This window comes from uncultured Shewanella sp. (assembly GCF_947501225.1).
Taxonomy (GTDB): Bacteria; Pseudomonadota; Gammaproteobacteria; order Enterobacterales; family Shewanellaceae; genus Shewanella.
In genome coordinates this window covers 229,918-253,381 of record NZ_CANMUW010000004.1, presented here as the reverse complement: position 1 = coordinate 253,381, position 23,464 = coordinate 229,918, and the positions used below count along the sequence as shown (strand labels likewise).

Annotated in this window: 21 protein-coding genes; 11 read left to right on the top strand and 10 right to left on the bottom strand. The window is 48.1% G+C overall.

The genetic code is table 11. From position 1 onward, the window contains the following. The first annotated feature begins 33 nt into the window (after positions 1-33). Complete coding sequence (locus Q1B47_RS08420; protein ID WP_299791611.1) at positions 34-369, top strand: RnfH family protein; 336 nt, start codon at positions 34-36, stop codon at positions 367-369. Positions 370-433: 64 nt separating this feature from the next. Here Q1B47_RS08420 and Q1B47_RS08415 read toward each other — a convergent pair whose 3' ends face one another. After that, entirely contained in the window at positions 434-937 is a 504-nt protein-coding gene (locus Q1B47_RS08415) for an outer membrane protein assembly factor BamE (protein ID WP_299791608.1), read from the bottom strand. Positions 938-1,379: 442 nt separating this feature from the next. Here Q1B47_RS08415 and Q1B47_RS08410 point away from each other — a divergent pair, with 442 nt between their 5' ends. The 6 genes from Q1B47_RS08410 to Q1B47_RS08385 all read left to right on the top strand — a co-directional run bounded on the left by Q1B47_RS08410 (position 1,380) and on the right by Q1B47_RS08385 (position 10,226). Next, positions 1,380-2,210 carry an SAM-dependent methyltransferase gene (locus Q1B47_RS08410; protein WP_299791605.1) on the top strand — a complete coding sequence of 277 codons (831 nt, stop codon included), beginning with the start codon at positions 1,380-1,382 and terminating at the stop codon, positions 2,208-2,210. A gap of 207 nt (positions 2,211-2,417) precedes the next feature. Next, complete coding sequence (locus Q1B47_RS08405) at positions 2,418-2,639, top strand: hypothetical protein (protein WP_299791602.1); 222 nt, start codon at positions 2,418-2,420, stop codon at positions 2,637-2,639. Positions 2,640-2,651: 12 nt separating this feature from the next. Continuing rightward, positions 2,652-4,475 carry a GGDEF domain-containing protein gene (locus Q1B47_RS08400; protein WP_299791599.1) on the top strand — a complete coding sequence of 608 codons (1,824 nt, stop codon included), beginning with the start codon at positions 2,652-2,654 and terminating at the stop codon, positions 4,473-4,475. Positions 4,476-5,307: 832 nt separating this feature from the next. After that, positions 5,308-6,888 (top strand): malate synthase A, encoded by a 1,581-nt coding sequence (gene aceB, locus Q1B47_RS08395; protein WP_299791934.1) that lies wholly within the window; start codon positions 5,308-5,310, stop codon positions 6,886-6,888. Positions 6,889-7,036: 148 nt separating this feature from the next. Further along, entirely contained in the window at positions 7,037-8,362 is a 1,326-nt protein-coding gene (gene aceA / locus Q1B47_RS08390; RefSeq protein WP_299791596.1) for an isocitrate lyase, read from the top strand. A 382-nt stretch (positions 8,363-8,744) separates the two neighbouring features. Beyond that, on the top strand, positions 8,745-10,226 hold the full coding sequence (locus tag Q1B47_RS08385; protein ID WP_299791593.1) for an HDOD domain-containing protein: 1,482 nt from the start codon (positions 8,745-8,747) through the stop codon (positions 10,224-10,226). Between the two features lie 38 nt (positions 10,227-10,264). Here Q1B47_RS08385 and Q1B47_RS08380 read toward each other — a convergent pair whose 3' ends face one another. The 6 genes from Q1B47_RS08380 to Q1B47_RS08355 form a co-directional block, all read right to left on the bottom strand. Continuing rightward, complete coding sequence (locus tag Q1B47_RS08380) at positions 10,265-10,783, bottom strand: nuclear transport factor 2 family protein (RefSeq protein WP_299791590.1); 519 nt, start codon at positions 10,781-10,783, stop codon at positions 10,265-10,267. A gap of 36 nt (positions 10,784-10,819) precedes the next feature. Beyond that, positions 10,820-11,644, bottom strand: a complete 825-nt coding sequence (locus Q1B47_RS08375) for a M90 family metallopeptidase (protein ID WP_299791587.1) — start codon at positions 11,642-11,644, stop codon at positions 10,820-10,822. A 60-nt stretch (positions 11,645-11,704) separates the two neighbouring features. Next, positions 11,705-13,336 (bottom strand): GGDEF domain-containing protein, encoded by a 1,632-nt coding sequence (locus Q1B47_RS08370; protein ID WP_299791584.1) that lies wholly within the window; start codon positions 13,334-13,336, stop codon positions 11,705-11,707. Between the two features lie 131 nt (positions 13,337-13,467). Then, positions 13,468-14,904: an extracellular solute-binding protein gene (locus Q1B47_RS08365; protein ID WP_299791581.1), complete on the bottom strand. Its 1,437-nt coding sequence runs from the start codon at positions 14,902-14,904 to the stop codon at positions 13,468-13,470. A 267-nt stretch (positions 14,905-15,171) separates the two neighbouring features. Beyond that, positions 15,172-15,621 (bottom strand): CopG family transcriptional regulator, encoded by a 450-nt coding sequence (locus Q1B47_RS08360; protein ID WP_299791578.1) that lies wholly within the window; start codon positions 15,619-15,621, stop codon positions 15,172-15,174. Next, positions 15,581-16,324 carry an AAA family ATPase gene (locus Q1B47_RS08355; protein ID WP_299791575.1) on the bottom strand — a complete coding sequence of 248 codons (744 nt, stop codon included), beginning with the start codon at positions 16,322-16,324 and terminating at the stop codon, positions 15,581-15,583. Before Q1B47_RS08355 ends, Q1B47_RS08360 begins: the two co-directional genes overlap by 41 nt. Positions 16,325-16,889: 565 nt before the next feature. Between Q1B47_RS08355 and Q1B47_RS08350 the strand changes: the two genes are divergently transcribed. From Q1B47_RS08350 to Q1B47_RS08340, 3 genes are all read left to right on the top strand, one after another. Next, positions 16,890-17,114, top strand: coding sequence for a DUF3820 family protein (locus Q1B47_RS08350; protein ID WP_299791572.1), 225 nt, complete (start codon positions 16,890-16,892; stop codon positions 17,112-17,114). A gap of 143 nt (positions 17,115-17,257) precedes the next feature. Further along, the gene (locus tag Q1B47_RS08345; protein ID WP_299791569.1) at positions 17,258-17,560 is read left to right on the top strand and encodes an NrfJ; all 303 of its coding nucleotides are present in this window, start codon (positions 17,258-17,260) and stop codon (positions 17,558-17,560) included. Between the two features lie 210 nt (positions 17,561-17,770). Next, positions 17,771-18,244 carry a GNAT family N-acetyltransferase gene (locus Q1B47_RS08340; protein WP_366873304.1) on the top strand — a complete coding sequence of 158 codons (474 nt, stop codon included), beginning with the start codon at positions 17,771-17,773 and terminating at the stop codon, positions 18,242-18,244. A gap of 133 nt (positions 18,245-18,377) precedes the next feature. On the opposite strand, the gene Q1B47_RS08335 is transcribed toward Q1B47_RS08340, so the two are convergent. From Q1B47_RS08335 to Q1B47_RS08325, 3 genes are all read right to left on the bottom strand, one after another. Further along, positions 18,378-18,809: a DoxX family protein gene (locus Q1B47_RS08335; RefSeq protein WP_366873302.1), complete on the bottom strand. Its 432-nt coding sequence runs from the start codon at positions 18,807-18,809 to the stop codon at positions 18,378-18,380. 240 nt (positions 18,810-19,049) lie between these two features. Next, complete coding sequence (locus tag Q1B47_RS08330) at positions 19,050-20,795, bottom strand: 5'-nucleotidase C-terminal domain-containing protein (protein ID WP_299791560.1); 1,746 nt, start codon at positions 20,793-20,795, stop codon at positions 19,050-19,052. Between the two features lie 286 nt (positions 20,796-21,081). Further along, a complete protein-coding gene (locus Q1B47_RS08325; RefSeq protein ID WP_299791557.1) occupies positions 21,082-22,164 on the bottom strand; it encodes a hemolysin family protein in 1,083 nt (360 codons plus the stop codon). A 157-nt stretch (positions 22,165-22,321) separates the two neighbouring features. Here Q1B47_RS08325 and Q1B47_RS08320 point away from each other — a divergent pair, with 157 nt between their 5' ends. Then, a complete protein-coding gene (locus Q1B47_RS08320; protein WP_299791554.1) occupies positions 22,322-23,443 on the top strand; it encodes a bifunctional tRNA (adenosine(37)-C2)-methyltransferase TrmG/ribosomal RNA large subunit methyltransferase RlmN in 1,122 nt (373 codons plus the stop codon). Positions 23,444-23,464: the final 21 nt, after the last annotated feature.

Genomic DNA, 23,464 nt, shown 5'->3' with positions numbered 1-23,464 from the left:
TCGGCAACACAATGACTTTTTAAGAGAAAATTGATGAATATAGATCAGGAAAACTTTGAGGTAGAGGTTATCTATGCCCTGCCCACACAGCAAAAACGGATTCAGATTAAAGTTGCGCCGGGCACTACCTGTATCGAAGCCGTTAAGCAGAGCGACATCGTCGCCTTCTTCCCCGAGATCGATCTCGACAGTGTTAAACTAGGCATTTTTAGTCGCTTAGTGAAGCATCACGAGGTATTGGTGCCGGGACAGAGGGTTGAGATCTATCGTCCGCTTATTGCCGATCCTAAAGATGTGCGTCGCAGACGGGCAGAAAAGGCTAAAGATGAGGGACGGATAAATAAGAAGACGGGCAGCAAGGTAAATTAAAGCTTTGCAGCTTAGGTGTAACGCTTCATTCCGAGTCCCGGAGAGCCCGGGACTCTGTCAGAAATTATTCAAACTTCTTCTTAGCCTGTGATTTCGGGCTGTTCTCTTCAATCAAGGGCTTAGTGTCCGGACGCTGCTCCGGGATCAAGGGGTCTGTGGCTTTTTCAGTTCCTGCATCTGTGCCATCGGGTAAACGGCTCTGCTCCAGAGGCGTATTAAACTCTTCTGACAGTTCATAGTCACCATCGACCCTGGTCAGAATATCACCCTCAAAATGTATGATCAGCTCTTTGTGGGTAATGCTGGCATCGCGTCCGCTCTTATAGTGGTAAACATAGTACCAGGTATCGTCGGCGAAGCTGTCACGAAGTACCGGACGTCCCAGAATGTATTCAACCTGCTCTTTGGTCATCTCAATACGCAGTTTCTCAACTTGCTGAGTTTCCATGTAGTTACCCTGCGGAATGTCAGGCTTATAGATTAACCAGTCAAAAACGCTACAGGCACTGAGCGATAACGAGAGCGCAGCTGCGCCCAAAAGGGTAAGACTTTGCTTTTTAATTGTCATTGAATACGCTACTTCCTAAAAATCTGCTGGCCATCATACCCAAGCACTCCCTATGCTGACAAGGGCTATCGATACTCAGGTCCAATGAAAAGTCATTTGTTTTAAATGGATCCATTTTCGTTGGCAGCTAAAACCCCGGTAGTCGGCCCAGGAGTTAATCCTCTTGTTTTGACCCCGGATGTCGAATTTTGTTCCAAGCAGCCATCGCTTGGGATATTTGAGTTTACTTGTTTACCCCATGAACCATGAAGGTATGTCGCTGGTTTGGTCCACTGAAAATGGCTTAATATCAGGGAATTCTGTTTCAAATTATTTTACGGACAATAAGCACTTGCAAACTGTTAAAAAAGTTATGAGAATGTAGTTTAACGCTTGAAAATCATGCACAAATACCTGAGTAATAAAACTAATTAAAAGAAGCCCGCCTCTAAGGGTGAACAGGATGACACCAGTGCCAATGGATAAGAAACAAGAGGTCGCGAGAGGATCATTAGTCTGCGTCGGTACGGGGCTTAATCTCGCCGGGCAGATCAGCGTATTGAGTAAAAGTTATATCGAAAATGCCGATGTGGTGTTCTCTCTGGTTCCCGATGGCTTTGCCCAGCAGTGGCTGGAAAGACTCAACAGCGATGTGCGCAGTCTGCAACCCTATTATGCTCAAGGCGATGAGATAAAAAATCGACGCGATACCTATGCACAGATGGTTCAGGCCATACTGGATGAGGTTCGTCTGGGCAAAAAAGTGGTGTGTGCCCTCTATGGTCATCCCGGTGTATTTGCCTGTGTCTCTCACTTTGCGATAGCGCAGGCGAGGGAGGAGGGCTACAGCGCCAGGATGGAGCCTGGGATCTCCGCCGAGGCCTGTTTATGGGCCGATATTGGAATCGATCCCGGTAATTCGGGCCATCAGAGCTTCGAGGCCAGCCAGTTTATGTTTTACAGGCATACCCCGGACCCGACAACCCATCTTCTGCTATGGCAGATTGGCATAGCGGGGGAGCACACCCTGACTAAGTTCAATACCTCGTCGGATCGACTGCAGATACTGGTCGAGCAGTTGAGTGAGTGGTATCCGCTGGAGCATGAAATTGTGATCTACGAAGCTCCCAACCTGCCGGTGCAGAGCCCGCGTATCGACAGGCTCACCCTAAAAGAACTGCCCTTCGCCGAGTTAACTCCCATCAGCACGCTGTTGATTCCGCCGAGCCGGGAGTTGGAGTTTAATAGCGAAATTTTGGCTAAACTCGGGATATCTGAGTCCGATTTAGGGTAAAAAAAATGCACCTTCCGGCTCAAGCCTCTAAGCTAAGAGCTGGTAGAGCAATGAATAATGCTCAATGAGCCGTGGTTAATGATTAACCAAAGCCACGAAGGCTGACCGTTTACCGATTTACTGATAAAAAGAATCAACCAACATGTCCGCCAAGATGCACTTTTAAGTACGCTTTGAGATGGTACGTTTATAAAAAGGAGAGTATAGATGTCAAATTTTAATGATTTTTTCGAAAAGTTAGGTACCGATTCCGATCTGATGGATGCCTATAAGCAAGACCCGGAGGGCGTGATGAAGGCTAACGGTTTGACTGATGAGGAGATAGCGACCGTGATGTCTGGGGATACTAACAAGATAAAATCACTGTCGGGGGAGAGTGTGGAAGCTAAAACCTATATGATCATAGCCAGCCCCAAAGATACGAAGTAATACAGAGCATTAATGAAAGCTCTTAATGTCGTTGTTTTATTTATAGCCATCATAGTGTTTTCAAACACTGTGGTGGCTGTATCTGACATTTATAATGAGAAATTAGATGAGCTAAGTGAGGTTGTGCACTCTAATCCCGAACGTACCCTCATTTTGATAGAGGATCTTTCATCTGCACAAGATGAGCTCACCACTGAGCAGTACTCCAGATTGTTAGTTTTACAAAGTGTTCAGAACCTCTACAGTGCCGAGTTCGAGTTAGCCATTGACGCATTACAACGCGCCGAGAGCTTCAACCCCTCCGAAAAACTACTCAACTCTATCTATCTCTATCAGGCGAGTGCCTATCTGGGGCTGCATGAGTATCAGCAAGCTCTGGATGTGATGTCGACAAACCTCTCAAGAATTGAGGAGCTCGAAGATACCGACATTAAGATCAGCTCCTACCTGAGATTGGTTAACCTCTATCTGGATCTGCAGGCCTACGGTGAGATGTCCAGATACGCCGAGCTTGCGCTGACGCTCAGTCGCGGCAAGAGTGCTAAGAACGAGTGTTACTCGCTGCTCTATCTGGCGGTTGCCGAGCTGAAAACAGAAAAGCTGGAGAGGGCCGAGGGTGGGTTTAAAAGTAGCCGTGATTTTTGTCAGCTGAATAACTTACCTGTCATCGTCGCCATGTCTAAAAAGGGGTTGGGGGAGGTGGCAATTAAGAGAGCAAACTATGCCGTTGCAGAAGGTTACCTACTCCAGGCTTTAGAGGAGTATCGTCCATTTAAGTTTCAAATTGAGATAGACAGTATTCATTCTCTGCTTAGTGAGACCTATCTGGGTCTGTCACAAACCGACAAGGCGCAGGAGTACGCGGGCTTAGTGATGGCCCTGCCCGATGAGCCTGTCAACCTGAGTTACAAGAAGAGGGCCACTAAGGTACTGGCTGAGCTTGCCAATGAGCGGGGTGAGTACGCTCAGGCTTATCAATACCTGAGCCAGCACCAGGCGATCACCAATATTCTTCACGATGATACCAAGGCCAAGGCCAACGCTTACCAGATGGCGAAGTTTGAAAACGGCGAGAAGAGCCGTGAGATAAACCTGCTGAATCATGAACGTGAACTCTATACCGCCCGGGAGGAGATGAGGGAGTTAAAGCAGAATAACGATCGTATGGGGCTGTTAATTGTGGGTGGTGGTTTCGTGCTTCTGGCTATGTTTGCGGTCGCTATCACAGGTCAGAAGCGCAAGTATAAAAAATTAGCCCAGTTCGATGCGTTAACCGGCATACTCAACCGCGATACGGCGCAAAACATAGCTGAAAACCGTTACATTAAAGACAGCTTCAAGTCGCTGGAGTTTAGTGTGGTCATGTTCGATCTCGACCACTTCAAGCGCATCAATGACAATTTTGGTCATGGTACCGGCGACTGGGTGCTTAAGAGAGCCACCGAAGCAATCTCAAAAAACTGTCGTTCCGCTGATATCTTCACACGCTTCGCCGGAGAGGAGTTTGTGCTGTTTCTGCCCGCTACCGATGCCGAAACCGCAGTCGAGTTAGCCGAACAACACAGGCTGGTTATAGAGGCCATGGATACCAAGTACTCAGGCCGTGAATTTAAGCTCAGTGCCAGCTTCGGCGTGACCTCCAGCTCAGATGCCGACCTGAGTCTCGACCCCCTGCTGCACCGGGCCGATATTGCCATGCAATATTCGAAAGAGCAGGGGCGTAACTGTGTGACTCTATACAGTCGTGAGATAGGTCTCTCCCGCTCGCCTACCTATATAGTCAGTCCGGATGAGAGTCCGAGCGAGTTTGCCGAAAGAAGTCAGGCGGAAGGTTAGGCAGTAGACGCAAGTTACGGCTGACCGATTACGAGACTGCTGCCTATCATCATGGCTAACGCCGCTACTACAAGGTCAATATTGATACTTATTCCTTTTTAATCTTTAACAGTGTAAAAATTTTTAGTTTTTTTTCATGCAAACCAATGTTTTCCTGCATGTTGATCGACAAACACGCACTCATCAATTTTCAATACGAATGGTCTGCTACATCCTGTTAACGTAAACGTAAGGTTTAAACGGGCGTTTAAATTTTGTTGGTTTCTATCCATATATAATTATCTGAAATTCAGGTGTTTATTTGGCTTACCTTAAGGTTAATTAAAAACGGCAATCAGAGTTTACTTATATTTAATTCTCAAAGTTTATTGTAAATATAATATTCCTTTTAAATACTTTATTACGTAGTAAAGTTTCAGGTTGTCACCTTGGTTAATTTGTCAGACAAATTTCAATAACGCTGGTATCAGCTCAGGTTTATTTCTGGTTTGCTTTTTATTTTACTGTTTAATAGATGTTTTTTCTGTTGGTAATACCAATTGCAACTTCTGTTTTTTTACTTTCTATCGCACTTGGTCTGCTATTTTGAACTGTTGCAAATACAACCTTTTGTGAGTAGCTTTTATTCAAAATGAATATCTAAAACATCTATGGCTTATGTTCAGGCATCTTATGTTTGGACATATAGGATAAGGGGGAGAGAAAGATGAGACAGGAAGTAACGGCAGATACACAGAGTGATTCGGCGCTTGCATCTTCGGCGGTTGAAGATCTGATGTTTAAAGAACGCTTAGATCCCCGTCCCCCTAAGTCTGTTAATACAGGTAAACTGATGATTAAAGGTACCCATGTCGAGGGACAGGAGCGTATTTTTACCGAGGGGGCTTTGAGTCTGCTCGAGCTGTTGTGTAAGCAGTTTGCTTCACAGGTGCCACAGTTGCTTAAGAGGAGAGTTGAGAAGCAGGCGTTGATCGATGCGGGCGAACTGCCTGACTTTCTGCCCCAGACCCGCGCGATAAGAGCCGGTGATTGGCAGATCCGTGGGATCCCGCAGGATTTAACTGACCGGCGTGTCGAGATAACAGGCCCTGTCGATCGCAAGATGATTATCAATGCCCTCAATGCCAATGCGAAAGTCTTTATGGCAGACTTCGAAGACTCTCTGGCACCGAGCTGGAGTAAGGTGGTTAACGGCCAGATCAACCTTCGTGATGCAGTCAGAGGTGAAATAGATTATACCTCGCCGCAGACGGGTAAGTATTATCAACTAAATGATTCACCCGCGGTATTGATCTGCCGCGTTCGTGGCTTACATCTTCCCGAAAAGCATGTGGAATATGGCGAGACTGCGATTCCGGCTGCTTTGTTCGATTTTGCCCTCTACTTTTATAACAACTACCGTCAACTCCTGAGCAAGGGCAGCGGTCCCTATTTCTATATCCCTAAGCTTGAGAGCCATGAGGAGGCGCGTTGGTGGGCCAGGGTGTTTGCCTTTGTCGAAGAGCGCTTCTGTCTGCAGCCCGGCACGATTAAGTGTACCTGCCTGATTGAGACCCTGCCAGCTGTGTTTGAGATGGAGGAGATCCTCTACGAACTGAGATCGAACATCGTCGCACTCAACTGTGGTCGCTGGGACTACATCTTCAGTTATATCAAAACGCTAAAGAGTCACCCTGACCGTGTGCTGCCGGACAGGCAGGCGGTGACTATGGATAAATCTTTCTTGAGCGCCTATTCGCGCTTACTGGTTAAGACCTGTCATAAACGCGGCGCACTGGCCATGGGAGGTATGTCGGCATTTATTCCCGCTAAAGATGATGTGGCAAATCAACAGGTGATGGACAAGGTACGCATAGATAAAGAGCTTGAGGCCAGGAACGGTCACGATGGCACCTGGGTGGCACACCCTGGCTTAGCCGATACCGCAATGGCAATTTTTAACGAGTATATCGGCGAAGATCATGTAAACCAGTTGCATATCACCCGAGATGTCGATGCCCCTATTCATGCCAGAGATCTGCTGCTTCCCTGTGATGGTGAGCGTTCAGAGGCCGGCATGCGCCTGAATATCCGCATCGCGCTGCAATATATCGAATCCTGGATACAGGGAAATGGCTGTGTGCCCATCTATGGCCTGATGGAGGATGCCGCCACCGCCGAAATTTCCCGCACGTCGATATGGCAGTGGATTAAGCATGAGCAAAAACTCTCCAGCGGTACTCTGGTGACTAAGGATCTGTTCAAGGAGATGTTGGTTGAGGAGTTGGCAAATGTGAAATCAGAGGTGGGGGCCGAGCGATTCACCCATGGCAGCTATACACAGGCGGCGGTGTTACTGGAGCAGCTCACCACTTCCGATGAACTTGTGGATTTTCTCACTCTGCCGGGCTATGAGCTGTTAACCGCATCTTAGTTTAGTGAATCTACACGTCCAGATAGCAAGTCCGGTCTCGCTACCTGAGCCTGATGGAGTCAGCTCAGCGATGTTCAGACTGCAAAGTTTAATAACTTTTTTGCAGATTTTCCTTAAGGCATAAGATCTGTGAATGAGAGGAGATAGCATGAGTAAGCCAGCTACAGCAGTTTCACGCAGGGAACAGATTGAATCCATCGAGAGGGATTGGGCCGAAAACCCGCGCTGGAGAGGGGTAACTCGCCCCTATAGCGCAGAAGATGTGGTAGCCCTGCGAGGCTCATTGGTTCCCGACAATACGCTGGCCAAGCGCGGCGCTGCCAAGCTGTGGGAGCTGGTTAACGGTGGGGCGAAGAAGGGCTATGTAAACTCTCTGGGTACCTTGAGTGGTGGTCAGGCGGTTCAGCAGGCAAAGGCGGGTATCGAAGCCATCTATCTGTCGGGGTGGCAGGTGGCGGCGGACTCCAATCTTGCCGGAGCCATGTATCCCGATCAATCCCTCTATCCCTCAAATTCTGTTCCCGCTGTGCTGGAGAACATCAATAGTGCATTTCGCCGTGCGGACCAGATCCAGTGGGGCAATGGACTGAACCCGGGAGATGAGGGATACAGAGACTACTTCTTACCCATAGTCGCCGATGCCGAGGCCGGATTCGGTGGCGTGTTAAATTCATTCGAGTTGATGAAGAGCATGATCGATGCCGGTGCGGCAGGAGTTCATTTTGAAGATCAGCTCGCGTCGGTGAAAAAGTGCGGCCATATGGGGGGCAAGGTACTCGTTCCCACCAAAGAAGCGATACAGAAACTGGTAAGTGCAAGGTTGGCTGCGGATGTGAGTGGGGTTGAGACCTTAGTCATAGCCCGTACCGATGCCAACGGGGCTGATCTTCTGACATCGGATTGTGACCCCTATGACAGTGATTTTATCACGGGAGAGCGATGTGAAGAGGGATTCTATCGGGTCAGAGCAGGAATGGAGCAGGCGATCTCAAGAGGGCTGGCCTATGCGCCTTATGCCGATCTTATCTGGTGTGAAACCGCCACACCTTGTCTCGATGAGGCCAGACGGTTTGCCGATGCCATACATGAGCATTTTCCGGATCAACTGCTCGCCTATAACTGCTCCCCATCCTTTAACTGGAAGAAAAACCTGGATGATGAAACTATCTCTCACTTTCAGAGGGAGTTGTCTCAGATGGGGTACAAGTATCAATTTATCACCTTAGCCGGCATTCACAGCATGTGGTACAACATGTTCGATCTGGCCTATGACTGTGCCCGGGGAGAGGGGGTGAAACACTATGTCGAAAAGGTGCAGGAGGCCGAGTTTGCTGCGGCTCGCAAGGGTTACACCTTCGTGGCGCATCAGCAAGAGGTTGGGACCGGATACTTCGACCGGGTGACCAATGTTATTCAGGGGGGGCACTCTTCGGTGACCGCCCTGACCGGCTCGACGGAAGAGGAACAGTTCTAGCGACACTGAGCGTTTTATAGAGGTTTGATTTGCTGCTTTGCAGCCGTTGTCCCCTGCGCCGTATACCTACGTGCGGTGCGGGTTTTTCCCCATATTTACCGCTTCAGCTACCATCATTACTCTGAACATGTTTCCCTGAGCTCTACCCATTCTGCTCGTTATCCCTTGTTGCGTTTATGTTTGCTTTTTGGGTTGGAGTGGTAACTTTATTAATGTCATAATGTAGCCATGCAGGTGAGATGACGCTGCAGGTCATCTTAATTGATATTGTTAACTTTTTAATAAGGTTAGACGCAATTTTTTGTATTCACTGCCTATACTTAGGGTCTGTGTGGGCTCTATAAGCCTGTTTTACAAAAGCTATCGATGAGTAGAGAAGAGTTTGAAGCTAACCAATAACCAATCTAATTCAAAATCGAAGGGAGTCGATTATTGGACCAAACGCATCAGTGATCAGGAGATGCCGGCATTGTGCTCTACGGTAAAAACCCTGGAGAAGCTGGCTAAAGATGATGTCTCGTCCTTAGGCATTTTAGGCAAGAGCGTGATGCATGATAATGCATTAACCTCAAGAATTCTGCGTGTTGCCAATAGTGCCACCTATAGCAAAGGCGTGAGTCAGGTGACTACTGTGAGTCGTGCCTCTGTTGTCTTAGGTTTCGATACGATTCGTAATATCTGTATCACGGCAAAGCTGCTCAGTAGCTTGCTGGAGTCTGAGGGCTTGACCCAGAGCGTTTATCAAAGGCTTATTAAGCTCATGGCGAGGGCGTTTCAGGCTGCCATGTTGGCTAAGATGATGCTTAAAGATCACGATGAAGAGTTGCAGGAGGAGGTATTTATCGCCTCACTGCTCTACCACCTCGGAGAGAGTGCTTTTTGGAGTACCGGCTGCGAAGAGGCTGTTGAGCTCGATGCCGCTATTGCCGAATGTGACGATCCCAGATTGGAGAAGGCGATTATTCGTGAGACCCTGGGGACCTCGTTTAATACCCTGTCGCTGGGCATCGCAAGAAACTGGGGGCTCGGTGATGTGTTGTTAAAGTCGCTCAGTAACCCAAATGAACGCACACCCGAGATCCGCAGTATCTATCTGGCTAATCAGATAAGTGAGCTTCTGGCGCAAGACCCCCTTCCTGCCGAGCTGCTGCAACAGAGGCTTAAGCAGACCGCCGATATGTTAGAGATAAAGGTCGATGAGTTGAAGGGGCGAATGATACGTTGCAGCCATGCAACCAAAAAACTGGCCGAAGCCTACGGCGCCAAGGTTTTAGTGGCCTACCTGCCGAACCCTAAATATCTGACCAAAGATCTGAATGCCGAGGTTGAGCTGCCTGTGGTTCGCATGCCGGATATGACGATACAGTTGAAGAAGCTGAGGGAGCTGACGAACTGTGCTGTGACCAAGGCCGACTTCAATCAGGTGATCACGACCACCTTAGAGGGGATACTCAACGGGGTAGGGGTCGACCGTTGCGGTGTGTTGTTACTCTCTCCCAATCGCAAACGTTTACAGCCGCGCATCGTTTTGGGCGATGGCGCGGAGCAGATGAAAAACGAGTTTATTATCAAGCTGGAGCAACCTCAGTGTCTGTTCTGTGACTGTATCGAGCTGAAACAGCCCATGTTCGTCGATGAGCCCAGTTCACCTAAGTGGCGGCTATACATGGATGATGATCTTAAAAACAAAACCTCCTCTAGAGGATTCATGATATCGCCAATTCTGGTAGAACAGAAGGTTATCGGCATCATCTATGCCGACAGGGAGAGCTCAGACCGAAGCCTGAATCAGCTGGAATTTGATAACTTTACCCACTTCTCTCAATTAGCCAACGTCTGCCTGTCGGCGTCTATGGGGCACTGATGACTCATCGACGCCCGGCTTTTTTGTCCGGGTGTCCCTTATCTCTCTTCCGACTTTATCTTTGCGGTGATCTCTTTAGCTAACTCATTTGGTATGGGGAAGCTAAGGTGATATTGAGCAACTTTCCAGCCGGTGGCCGTTAAGAGTAAGGTTCCTGTCCCGCGGCTGACACCGTATGAGCGACTGTCGAGAAGCTCATCGAACACTATGACATTACCATGTCGGACTAACGTCCTGGTTTTAAGGCTGTAGGTCCAACCATCAGTCGGGCGGGCGTAACGTTGAAACTCAGCCATGTTCCAATGTTCGTTGACATCGGTGCCGATAAAGACTGCATCGGGCAGGTAAAGGGAGAAATAGGTGTCCCAGTTTGCGTCTGCGGCCGATTGGTGCAGGCTATTTAATACCGCTTCAGCCTGCTTCTCCTGCACTTGTTCTGCTGCGACAGATGCCGTTCCGGTCACGAATATTGCGGCGGTTAACAGCCTGAGGAGCCAAGAGCTGTATCGAGTGAGAAGTGAGCGTCTTGTTATTGCTTTGCATTGGGCTGATATCATCCGGGGTCCTTATGTTCATTTCGGGTTCAAAGGGGGTTAATGCCAATTCACCGGATCCAGTTTAAAGAATAAACTTAACTCTTTGTAGAGTGCCTTGTGATATTGAAAGAGATCCTTGGGACGTTCGAAGAACACTTCGGTGATCACCGCGAAAAATTCAGCGGGACTGGTCGCGCCATAATAACTGAAGATAGAGGGAATATTGTGCTGAGCACTGTATTGCAGAGTGTTGTACTCTTCGCTGAGCACTTCAGACCAGGTCGTGTAGTCACTCACCCGGCCGAGTAGCGGGGCGCCGTTGGCGTTGCCGGCTTCCTGATCAAGCTGATGTGCAAATTCATGGAGTACGACATTGCTGCCATCTGTGGGCGTCGCTGCATCGGCTTGGGTGGTCTGCCAGGATAGGATGACCTTCCCCTCCTGCCATGATTCCCCGGAAAGCGAGCGTTGTCGCTCGGTAACAACACCGCCGCCTCCCAACTCTTGATTATTGACGATGAATATAGAAGGGTAGACTAAGATCTGTTTCAGGTTCGGATAGAAGTCGGTGCGCCTGTTTAACAAAAGCAGGCAAGCCTGCGCCGCTATCGTGACGCGAATATCGTCGTCAATCTCTATGCCATTGCAGCCGATAAACTGCTTTTCATCGATAAACACCTGAATATGTTTCTTGAGCTGAAGTTGAAGATCTGCCGGAAGCGAGCGGAAATAGGGCATACGCCTCTTTAGGATCTCCCTCCAGGGTTTTGGAAACGCCCGACTGGTGATCCGTTTTCGCTGTCGTTCGACCCGCCAGGAACGAGATGCAATCCAGAGGATTGCCATCATGCCTATGGTACTGACTAACGTTATGGCCAACATAGCTGCTTATTACTCTCCTATATCTATTAATAATAGATATAGGATTGAGAGGTCTAAAATTCAATCACTGTTATTAACTGCAATATCATCAATAGTGTATGGAAACTGGTTGTCGTTTGTTTTTACACAGTTTTTTCCAGCCTGTTTAGCGCGATAAAGGGCTCTGTCAGCGTGATTGATCATGGTTTCAGCGCTTGTTTCGCTGTCGGGGACGGTGGAACTGACACCAACACTTATGGTGATATGTTGCCTGTGTACCGAGTCCTTGTGGGGGAGCCTCAACCTCAACACCTGCTCTCTCATCTGCTGGCCTATCATTTCGGCCAGCGCCATATCTGTGTCAGGCAGGAAAACGATAAACTCTTCACCGCCATAACGGGCAAATATCTTACCTTGTAGTTCAGGCAGTTGCTTCATCGAGGCCACTATCTTTTTCAGACATTGATCGCCACTGACGTGTCCATATCTGTCGTTGTACTGTTTGAAGTTATCTACATCGAAGAGGATGATTGAGAGCGGGTGTTGCTTCTTCTCTGCCGTGACTAACCCCTGAGCCAGTCGTAGATCGAAATAGCGGCGGTTATATGCACCGGTTAAACCGTCGATCTCTGACACCGCCTTGACCTGAGCGGCATAGCTCTTCAATGTTTCCAGGGAGCTGACCATCTGCTGTAGTTCAAGGTTATTGCTCCTGGGAAGGGGAGTATCTAGCTTTTCACTGGCAATGGCCTGCATCGCGTTACTGGTGGCTATGACAGGTTGTATGATCCCCTTGGAGATAAAGTGCCAGTTACTCAATCCGATAAACAGGCTATAGAGAACACCGGCGGAAAAGATCAAGATGACAAAAGAGTTGCTGTCAACTTTCAAGGCTAACCCGGCAGCTTCAACCTGTTTATCTGTTGCCTCTACCAGTTGAGATGAGAACAGGGCAATTTTTTGTGCTGCGCTGGCCTGAATATCAAGATAGGTGCCTGAGATCCGACTGGTATTAAGGGCCTCCCGGCTCAGGGCAAAAATACTGCTTTCTCCTAATAAATTGGGCTCGATCTGGGATAGCCAGTCCTGCTGTATCTCCTTGGCAATGAGTGTATCCATGGGATGCTTCTTTAAAGCGAGGAAAACACGCATGGTCTCTCTTTGCAACTGGTTGATTTCGGCGTTATCTGAGCTCTTATTGATGGCGGCAACCTGTCTGAAAAGGGATTCGCCCTGATGCATAAAGTGGGCGAGTTGTCTGTGCTCATCTAATGTACGCTTTAGCTCGCCGAAAGCCTGCGCCTCGATTAATCTGTTTGCATGTCGATCCAGAATCCCCAGCTGTTTTTGAATACTGCGCACGAACCCTCTTTGGATAAGCGCCATATTCAGGTGCAGATGGCTGGCCTGGAGCCGTGCCGCAATCGCTTTTTCGGTAAGCTGATTAAGAAGGGGAAGTTGTGCCCTGGTTTTTTTTATATCGACAAGGAGCTGTTCCAGTTGATTCACTCGCTGTGCACTATTTTCGAGGCTGGATAGCTGGTTCAGGCCCAGTATCAATGCTTGCCATTGCACCTCTAATTCGCTGAGTAGCTGAGTACGTTGCTCCTCTGTATCAATACGCGTTAATTTTGCACTTATCAGTTGTAACTTCTGGCTGTCTTTTGATAACTCCAGGGCATAGATGATCTCATCGATATCATGATTTATCATAGTATCGACCTTCTTCTGTAGATCTACAGAGAGGCAGACTGAGATTAACCCTATGGTTATTGTGAGAAAAATGACGATGTAAAATAGCAGTCTGATTTTTTGTTTCAGGCTTATGAGGGGGCTGTTAATTCTCATCTCTCTACCACCGGGACTTCACCGTGACGATTCTGAATCTCTATGATCCGCTGATTGAGGCGCTCTATCTCCACATCGATATCTGTCTGAGACCCGGATAATGAGTAGCTGCTTTTGGTTAGCTCCGGGTAGATATTTCCCATTGCAGTACTGGTAAAGTGTCCCAGCTTGAGAACGTTACCGGACCAGCTGATATTCGCTTTATGGCTGGCCATAAATGCGCCCCCGACATGGCGATTCTCTGCCGATTGAAACTCGGGTGAGGTCGCCACATCGATGCGGCATGGGTTTCCCCCGCCCAGAGCATAGGCGTGTTGAGCTTCAAATGAACCCATATATTTGAGCAGCCAGTAGGCAGCCTGGGGATTTACGCTGTCGTAAGCGACGGCGAAGGCGTAGGCACCGTTATAGGGTTGGCCTCCGGGAACTTGTGCGACTGCCAGTTTGGCACCGGGGATATTCGATTCAAGTTGAAAAGAGCTGTGCCAAAGATTGTTGTAGGCAAATGGCCACATGGCGACATTACCCTCAGCCATAGCCCTGGCGGCTTCTTCGAAGGCGAAGTGGTCATTAGCAGGGTAGGCGTATTGCATTAATTTTCGGTAAATAAGTGTTGTTTGCTTTAAAGTTTCGTTACCGGACATAAGTTCGAACAGTTTGAGCTTATTCTCACTATCATAGTGTGGTTTCATCCAGTAGCCATCGAGACTCCAGAGAATGGAAGAGAACTCATCATTGATATGTGGCCGATTTCCCGACATCAGAGCCAGGCCGTAGAAAGGTTTTTCAAGCTTCTTCCCCGCTAATATCTCTCCAGGATCTCTGGTGAAAAATTCACTCATATCTTGTAGTTGACTAAGGGTCGTAGGCGGAGCCAGGGGGTATCCATATCGAGCACTGAATCTTACCCTCTCTTTCGGGTGTTGAAATAGATCGGCGCGGTAATGATTTCCCATCACGTAATTATTGTAGGGGATGGCATGTATTTCTGAGTGATAGGAGAGAATGTTCAGCAGTGAGGGGTAGTAGGGTTCCAGGTAGTTGATCATCGCTCTCTCGCCGTTAGGATCGTAGAGCTCTGCCAACTCCACAAGTGGTACGGTAAACCCTTTTGCCGCCCACTCCTTTGCCCATCCAGCTTCCATCGTTAACAGATCAAACTTGCCGGCACCTTTGAGCAGAGAGTCTGTCTGCAGGTTAAACATCTTATCCAGAGAGGTGGTGACAACGTTTACTAAAACCCCTGTTTGAGCCGTATATTTGGGAAGTAATTCATGCTTGAGGTGTTCGGTCCAAAAGCCGGACTCGGCGACGAGTGTGATTGGCTGCTTATTGTCTATCTCAGGGATCTGTTCAAGCGAGAATTGAGCATAGCTCGGTAAAGTATGAAAGCAAAACAGAAAGATGAATGTTTCAGTAAGCCGTTTGAACACGTTATATTACTCCGTTATCCCTACAGAATTCCATATAGTAATACTATTGTGCTGCATGTTTGTACATAAAAGATTTAAATAGAATGTAAATGTCACTATTTGGCTGATGAGGTAAAAAAAACTGGCAGCGCGGAAAGTACTCTTTGGGAAAAGTCTGCTGCCAGCGAAGGTTGGGAAAAACCGGTAAAAATTAAGTGAATCAGTAAGGTTTATTCGAGCCATGTATGTTGAGCTCCCTGTCGTCATCGAGGCGGTGACGACAGGCTATTAATCGACAATGATGGAGCGCTCCTTCTCTTTTCGTTCGGCATCGCTGAGTGAAAAGTGGTGCTCGATTAGAAATCGAATGAGTTTAGATTTTGCCACATCACAGCCACTGGCAAGTTCGGCCAGGTGAGATATCGCCGATTCACTCAAAGTAAAGGTTGCTTTTCTGAAAGGCTCACTGCCTTTGAGCACTTTCTTCACCTCTTTAGGTCTGCCATCGCCGATGGCGCTGCTTACCGGTAGCGACTCCGGGACGCTGAAGTGTGATGCGAGATCTATCACTTCGGCCTTCGCTTTGTCAGATAAGGTGTTGTCAGCCGACGAGTAACCCGCTGCGTAGCAAGTTGCATCGTCGATAAACTCCTCGAGCGACATCTGCAACTTTCTTTGATTAGTCCCGGCTGTCGAATCAGACTGCGTAGAGCTTTTCTTGAGATCGGCCAGACCCATAGTCACCTCTCATCTTGTTCATCTTAGTTGTTGCTAAGCGGTTTCTTATCTCAGTGGCGTTTTGAGCTTCTAACAGTTCACAGGCTATTCCCCGCATCTCAGCCGCCGCTTTCCCCTTAGGCTCAATCTCTATGACTGACAGGCCGGACTCTTCACTGTCATCATAGATATTACGACTGTAGGTTATGGCATCTAAGACATTGATGTCGTAGGTTCGACAGACATCTTTCGCCTCGAGAATTCGGTTCGATTGATTAGGTAGGCTAGGGCATTGGGTGATGACAAATGAGGCTCGCATCTTAGGGTTGATCATCATACATGTGGCAACGATATCGTCCATATGGCTGACTGTCTTCAGATCCCTGCGCTTAGGTCGCAGCGGCATCAGTACATGTGAGGCCACTGACATGGTCGCTCGCAGGGCCAGATTGTCCTGTCCGCCACAGTCAACGATAACGAAGTCATAGTGTTGTTCGAGGCTCAGCAGGTCATTTCGTATCTTGCCATATAGCTGAACACAGTTGATGCTGGGCAGTTCCGGATTGTTATTTCTGGCCTGAATCCAATCGGATGTGGTTCTTTGAGGATCACAGTCAACCATAATGATTGAAGCACCACATTCGGCAGTTAAGAAAACTGCGATATTTTGGGCTAAACAACTTTTACCACTGCCGCCTTTTTCGCCCCCGACTAGTATGATCATTTTCTATCCCCTCTGACACTAATGGCTGTCGTACTTTTATCAAGTGAAAGCCTGTTTGTACTTTCATCTGCTGCTGGTTTAGCAGCGATATCCGACCGAATGAATGCCACCTTTCCCCTGCGGTACATCAAGCGTTAAAATAAATTTAGTGATTTATTAATTTCGTGTCAATTACCTGATTTTTGACGTTTTTTCATTTTTTGTCTGCTGGCGTAATTTTGACTGAATCGGCGTTTTGGCAGATTTTTGACACTTGAGGGGATGCTGGTTATGGCTGCTATCTATACAAGTGTTATCAGCTAGTTATGGCTGTTTCTGGCATAAGGTTCGACTGATCATGGGGCTTGTGTTCCATTTTTGGGTATCGGAGCTCACCTTTTCTCGGTCCTATATTTCATTTTTGTTGTTTTTACGTGTTTTTTATATGAAAAGGGTATATATAACTTGAGGCGGTTTTGATGTGAATTTGAACAGGCAGCGACAATTGACGGAGTCTTCTATTGCGATCTCTTGTTTGTTCGATATGCTGCGAAGTTAAAGTCATATCTGAATGGGTGATGGAGAGATGAATCAAGAGCTGTTGTTGGAAGCAATTAATCAGAAGATGCCTTTTGGAAAATATGCCGGACGCAAATTACTTGAACTACCCGAGCCGTATCTAGTCTGGTTTCACTCTAAAGGCTTTCCGGAAGGTAAGTTGGGTGAGCAACTCGCCTTGATGTATGAGATTAAACTCAATGGCTTGGAGGGGATGTTACAACCCCTGCTCGATAAAGTTCAAAAAAGCTGAGCACGCATATCGGGTTCTGAGATCTTGATCTAAAAGATGCATATTGGTCTGTTATTTAGTGACTTTTATTAGAGATTTATTAAGTTCTCCATGTTTAAATGATTTCAATTGTAAAGCAGAGCTAAAAATAAGAGGAAGTGGCAATGGTAGCTAAATTGGTTAAATTGGTTGCAGCGGCAACACTGGCACTAGGTATCTCCAGCGCATGGGCCCAAGGTGTAGTGCATGAAGGGACTGTTGTCGATACTATGAATGGCGGTGGTTACACCTATGTTCAGATTAAAGAATCGGATAAAACCTTCTGGGCTGCGGGTCCACAGGTTGAAGTAAGCAAAGGCGATACCGTTGTTGTTCAGGAGCAGATGTGGATGAACGACTTCACGAGTAAGACTTTGAACCGTACATTCGACGAGCTGCTGTTCGTTGGTCGTATCGATAAGAAGTAAGCTTGCTTTCGGGGATAGGTTTGTCCTCTGAGAAGTGACTAAACGATGGCTTGATTATCTCGATAATCAAGCCATTTTCTTTATCTGCCCCGGATGCGATAATTGATATAACTCAGCTAAAGATCTTCGTTAATTATGTCTGCCAATCAGAAGCTCTCACACCAGCCTCGGCTCAGTTTGATTCCGTATAGCGCAGGTTATGCCCCTTCGGTGAGCCGTATATTCCATGAAGCCATATGGCAGATAGATGATGGCTTATATACGCCCGAGCAGAAGTCTGCCTGGTCGCCCAAGCCCAGATCGGCCTACCATTGGCATAAGCGCTTAACGAGAAGCAGGGCCTGGCTGGTGGTGGATGAAGCCATTATCGAAGCGTCTCGACCAATTTGTTGCGGGTTTATCAACGTTGAGACTCACTTTAAGAGCAGAGGGTATATCGATAGCTTATACGTACGGCCAGACTATCAACATCTCGGTATAGCGCACAGGCTCTATCTGGCTCTCGAACAGTGGAGCCTGGGGCAGGAGTATCCTAATTTGACCGTGGATGCATCGCTGCTGTCGAAACACCTGTTTCTTACCCATGGTTTCACTGTGCAACACAGGAGTTATCAGGAGAAGTCCGGACAGGTTTTTATGGGGTTTCTTATGTCTAAGACACTTAAAGGTTTGACAACTTCATAAGGTGCAGGGAAGTGGGGTTATCTTGTGCTTATTAAGAGTGAGGCTTTAAGGGGACATTAACATGGGGTGATACCGGGTTAATGTCGACTGTTCGTCTCTGTGAAAGTACAGCTTCGACTCACGCCTGGTTGCACTATCGATTTAATAGCTGCTCACTGGTGAGTTGATCAATAGAGAGTCGTCCAGCACCGGATATCATCAAAGAGAGAGAGGCGGCTACAAGCGACAGGCCAAAGCCACTATCGGCGATGAGTAACCCCTTGTTGCTATAGACCGTGATGACAGCGACCAGCGTAGTAAACGCCAGTAAGGCAGCCGTTGGGCGAACCGCTAACCCGATGAATATCAGTAAGCCACCAAGAAACTCACAACTGCCCGCAAAGAGCGCCATAAAGAAACCGGGAGCTAACCCTGCGGAGTTGAGCCCCAGTGCCGTGCCATCCAATCCATAGCCGCTAAACCAGGCAGATAATTTTTGCGCGCCTTGAATCATGAAGATTATGCCGATAGGTACCCTGAGTACTAATGGGGCCAGCGTCGGGTTAGGCTTGATGAATCTCTGCATGATTAACTCCATCAGTCGAGTGGTATTTGCTGAGGTAGGTTTCGGTGGAGTAAAGGGTACTATTGCCGCTTAAGCAGGAAAATCGGAATAATTGGAAAGGTTAATTCGAAAAAATCGAACTATCTAGCTTAACGGTTTTACCGGGCTCTATTTTGAGATATGGGGGGGGGCGCTATATTGCGGCAGAGCGGGGGGAGCTGTTGCCATCTCTCCGGCCTGCCATGCATATTATCATCGAACCTACCTGTGACTGATATAGTCGACCTGAGGAGAGAGTTCCTGTTCGAGCGTCTGCTCCTTGTTCATAAAGCGGATAAATGCCGACGGCAGGGTGAGTCCCTCAACCGGCCAATGTGAACTGGCTTGTAGCAGTGGATAGTAGCCCTCCTTACCGGAAGCGGTATAGGCCGAGGATACACCGAAATAGTCCCTGTTTCTGTCGACAGTTTCCCATCTGCCATTTTCATCTGTGGTGATGCTTTGACGTAACACCTCCAAGGATAGAATACGTTGTCCCAATGGCCTGCGGCCGTCATAACAATACTTTAAGCCATAGGTATAGGGGAAGCTGCCGGCACCGGTACCGGTCACACTGTTGTTGGTGGCCGAGTTGATAGCCGATTCGATCGCTTCGAACAGGTACCTGCCCTTTATCTGGTACTTTACCAAAGATTGTTCGAAAGGAAGCAGACGTCCGACGACGTCGGCGACGGTGAGCTCCCCCTTATTGAGGGAGTGCCGTATTCCACCGGCATTATGAAGGGCAAAGTCTACCCTTGGGTACATGAGCTTAGTCTCATGGTAGATACTCTTACATACCCAGGGCGCTATCTCACTGCCGTGAGGAAGTGCCTTGCTGGGGAGCCGGGTATGAACCAGATTTCTGGGAACAAAACCCAGTACCTGCTTTTGCAGAGCTTCGATAACGGGCCGGTACTGAGATGCGATGATCTGAGCGAGCCCTGTGTCTTCATCATCCCAGCGAATACCTGGATGATCACTCAGCAATGAGCTTATCTCCTCATAATCTGAGGTGGTGATATCATCTTTAGATTCAAGGATAAAACTTCGGTCCAGCATAAAGTAATTATGGCCGTTGAGGCGGGTAACTTTTCCGCTTTCGTTAAACTCAATATCGGCAATACCTAAGGTTTCGGCGTGCTTTCCTGCATGTAAGATAGCAGTTTCATTGACTCTGTAACCGTAGGGGACGGCGCTGAGCCCTAGCGCATTAAACTCACCCTGCAATGTGTGGGTGTGGCCGCCAACGATAAGGCTGATGCCATCGACTTTCTCCGCTAAGGTCTTATCCTGATCAAACCCGAGGTGGCTGAGTATGATGATATGGTCGATCCCCTCGGCTTTGAGGTGCGCGACAGTTGCCCGAGTCGTTTCTATGGCATCGATAAAGTGAGTGTCTGGATCGGGGCGGGCTATCTCGGCCATCTGATCCAGTGTGATCCCGACAATAGCGAGTCGTTTATCCTTGAACGGTTTTATCAGGGCCCTGGCTCTGTTGTTGACCTCGTCATAATCCAGCAGCTGCTTATGTCCCCTGATGGGGAGTGGTTTACCCGCCTCCTCTTGGCTGAGATCCATATTACCCGCCAGCAGAGGAAACTCAATGTCATCGAGAAACGCCGAGACAGGGGCATTACCGTCGTCGACCTCATGGTTGCCAAGCACCATGGCATCGGGCCTTAGCAGATTGAGCAGGTGAGCATTTGCCGCGCCTTTAAACTGGCTGAAATAGAGGGTGCCCTGAAAGCTATCCCCACCATGAAGGAAGAGAAACTCCTGACAGGCCGATGCCGCCTCCTGTCTCGATCTGTTGAGTTGATGCTGAATCCGAGCATAACCACCACTGTGGCTGTAGATATCGTAAGACTTTCCCCGGTTATCGACTGAAAAATGGATGCGGCTGGGGTCGAAGTGGGAGTGAGTGTCGTTGATATGGGCGAGCTTTAGTGTGTATCTGTGGGGCATCGATTAGCAGTCCGTATAGAGATATCAGCGTTATGTGAGAGTTAACGAGTATATAAGTTTGATTATCGTATCCCGATTGATAAGGGAAAGTTTTGCTCGCTTCATAAAAGCAGAGGAGCGTTAAGCGTGGACAACAAAACAGATGAGCGCTTCAATCGGGTGGAGATTATATCGGCAGAAAAGCAAAAGGGAAACCTGGGTTTCCCTTTTTTATGTCGAACCATTCAAGTTGCAGTCTGAAAACAGCCAGCCTTGGTAGCTGGAGCCTGCCACTCTACACCATACTTTAAGACTTTGGTGTCTCTATGTATGATTCAAACTCGCCATCATCGGAGAGATGGATCCCTTTGTCTTTCATGCGTCTCTCCCACTGCTTCTGAGCCAGCTGCTGCATGTCGGTAACCGGGTCGTTCTTATCGACGATCTCGAGTCCTAACAGTGACTCGACGATATCTTCAAGGGTAACGATACCCTCACCGGTGCCATACTCGTTTACCACGATCGCTATCTTGGTATTTCGCTTAATCAGCAGCTGAAACAAGGGCAGTATCTTGGCCGTTTCAGGGACCACGAGTAAGTTACGCTTAAGCTTACTGATCGGTGCCTGGGGCGTTTTCCGCTCGGATAGCAAGATATCGTCACGATTGATATAACCGACAACATCATCGGGATCTTTATCGAAGATCGGAATACGTGAGAAGGGGGTACCTTTGTGCTGCTGCGCAAACTCCTCCTGGGAGAGGGAGGCAGACAGACTAAACATCACCGTTCTCGGCGTCATTATTGCGCTAACGGGCATCTCTTTTACCGAGAGCATCTGGGTCAAAAACTTTGACTCCTGCTCGTCCAGTTCGCCGGATTCATGCCCCATTTTCGCCATCGCACTCATCTCTTGACGAATATACTGGCCTTCATCGCCTTTACCTAAGAGCTGGGTCACCTGCTGTGACATCCAGATAAGCGGTTTGGTCAGCCTCTCCATCCACAAAAGGGCAATGGAGACCGACGGGGCAAGAGAACGCCAATAGTTCGCACCCAGTGTCTTGGGGATGATCTCTGAGAAGAAGAGGATCAAAAATGTCAGCACACCGGAGAAGACACCTAGCATCTCATCACCAAATACCTTTGCGGCTTGAGCACCAGCGACGGCTGCGCCCACTGTGTGCGCGATGGTGTTGAGTGTCAGAATCGACACCAGAGGTGACTCGACATTATCTTTCTGTTTGCCCAGACGCTCTGCGGCTTCGGGGTGCGAATGTGCAAGGTTAGCGACATAACTGGGGGTGACAGAAAGCAGTACGGCTTCGAAAACGCTGCAAAGGAAGGATATACCGATAGCAACGGCTACAATAACGATAAGGGTGATCATTTATGCATTTACAATTACGGACCAATATTAGTCCGACTTAATTCTATCATTAAGTATGCAGAAATGCTTGTGGCTAGTAAAAATTGCTTGGGGTCTGTATAATTTGGCGCCCCGTAGCGGGTATTAGTTACGTTTTTAGTGTTGAGGTTAGTCGAAAATGAGTGAGAAAAAGATCAATTTATTGGATCTTAACCGTAAAGGCTTGAGAGCATTATTCACCGAAATGGGTGAAAAGCCTTTCCGGGCCGATCAGTTGATGAAGTGGATTTACCATTTTGGCGTGACCGATTTTGATGCTATGAATAACATCAACAAAGCACTACGAGCTAAGCTAAATGCACGCTGTGAAGTTGTTGCGCCTGAAATATCCAGTTATCAAAAGTCCTCTGACGGAACGATTAAGTTCGCCATTAATGTTGGTCAGGGACAGGAAGTGGAAACGGTTTATATTCCTGAAGATGACAGGGCTACGCTTTGTGTCTCTTCTCAGGTCGGCTGTGCGCTGGAATGTACCTTCTGTTCGACGGCGCAGCAGGGATTTAACCGTAACTTAACCGTTGGTGAGATCATCGGTCAGGTCTGGCGTGTCGCAGACTTTATCGGTTTTCAGAAAGAGACCGGCGAGAGACCTATTACCAACGTTGTGATGATGGGGATGGGCGAGCCGCTGCTTAATCTCGCAAACGTCATTCCTGCGCTGGATATCATGTTAGATGATTTCGGTTTCAGCCTCTCTAAGCGCAGAGTCACCGTATCTACATCGGGTGTCGTTCCGGCGCTTGATAAGCTCGGTGATGCCCTGGATGTCGCTTTGGCTGTGAGTATTCACGCGCCTAACGATGAGCTGCGTGACGTGCTGGTGCCGGTCAATAAAAAGTATCCATTGCAGGAGTTTTTAGCCGGGATCCGTCGCTATATCACTAAGTCTAATGCAAATCGTGGCAGGGTAACGCTCGAGTATGTGATGCTAGATCATATCAATGACAGTACTGATCAGGCCCATGAATTGGCTGAGTTGATGAAAGACACTCCCTGTAAGATTAACCTGATCCCTTTCAATCCATATCCGGGCTCCCCTTACGGTCGTTCATCGAACTCCCGCATCGATCGTTTCTCAAAAGTACTGATGGAGTATGGGCTTACCGTGATCGTACGAAAAACCCGTGGTGATGATATCGATGCTGCCTGCGGACAACTTGCAGGGGATATTCGCGACAGAACCAAGCGTTTAGCGAAAAAACAAATGCAAGATAGTCAGATTTCGGTCACAATAAACTAACTCTTTGTATTATGTAGATAG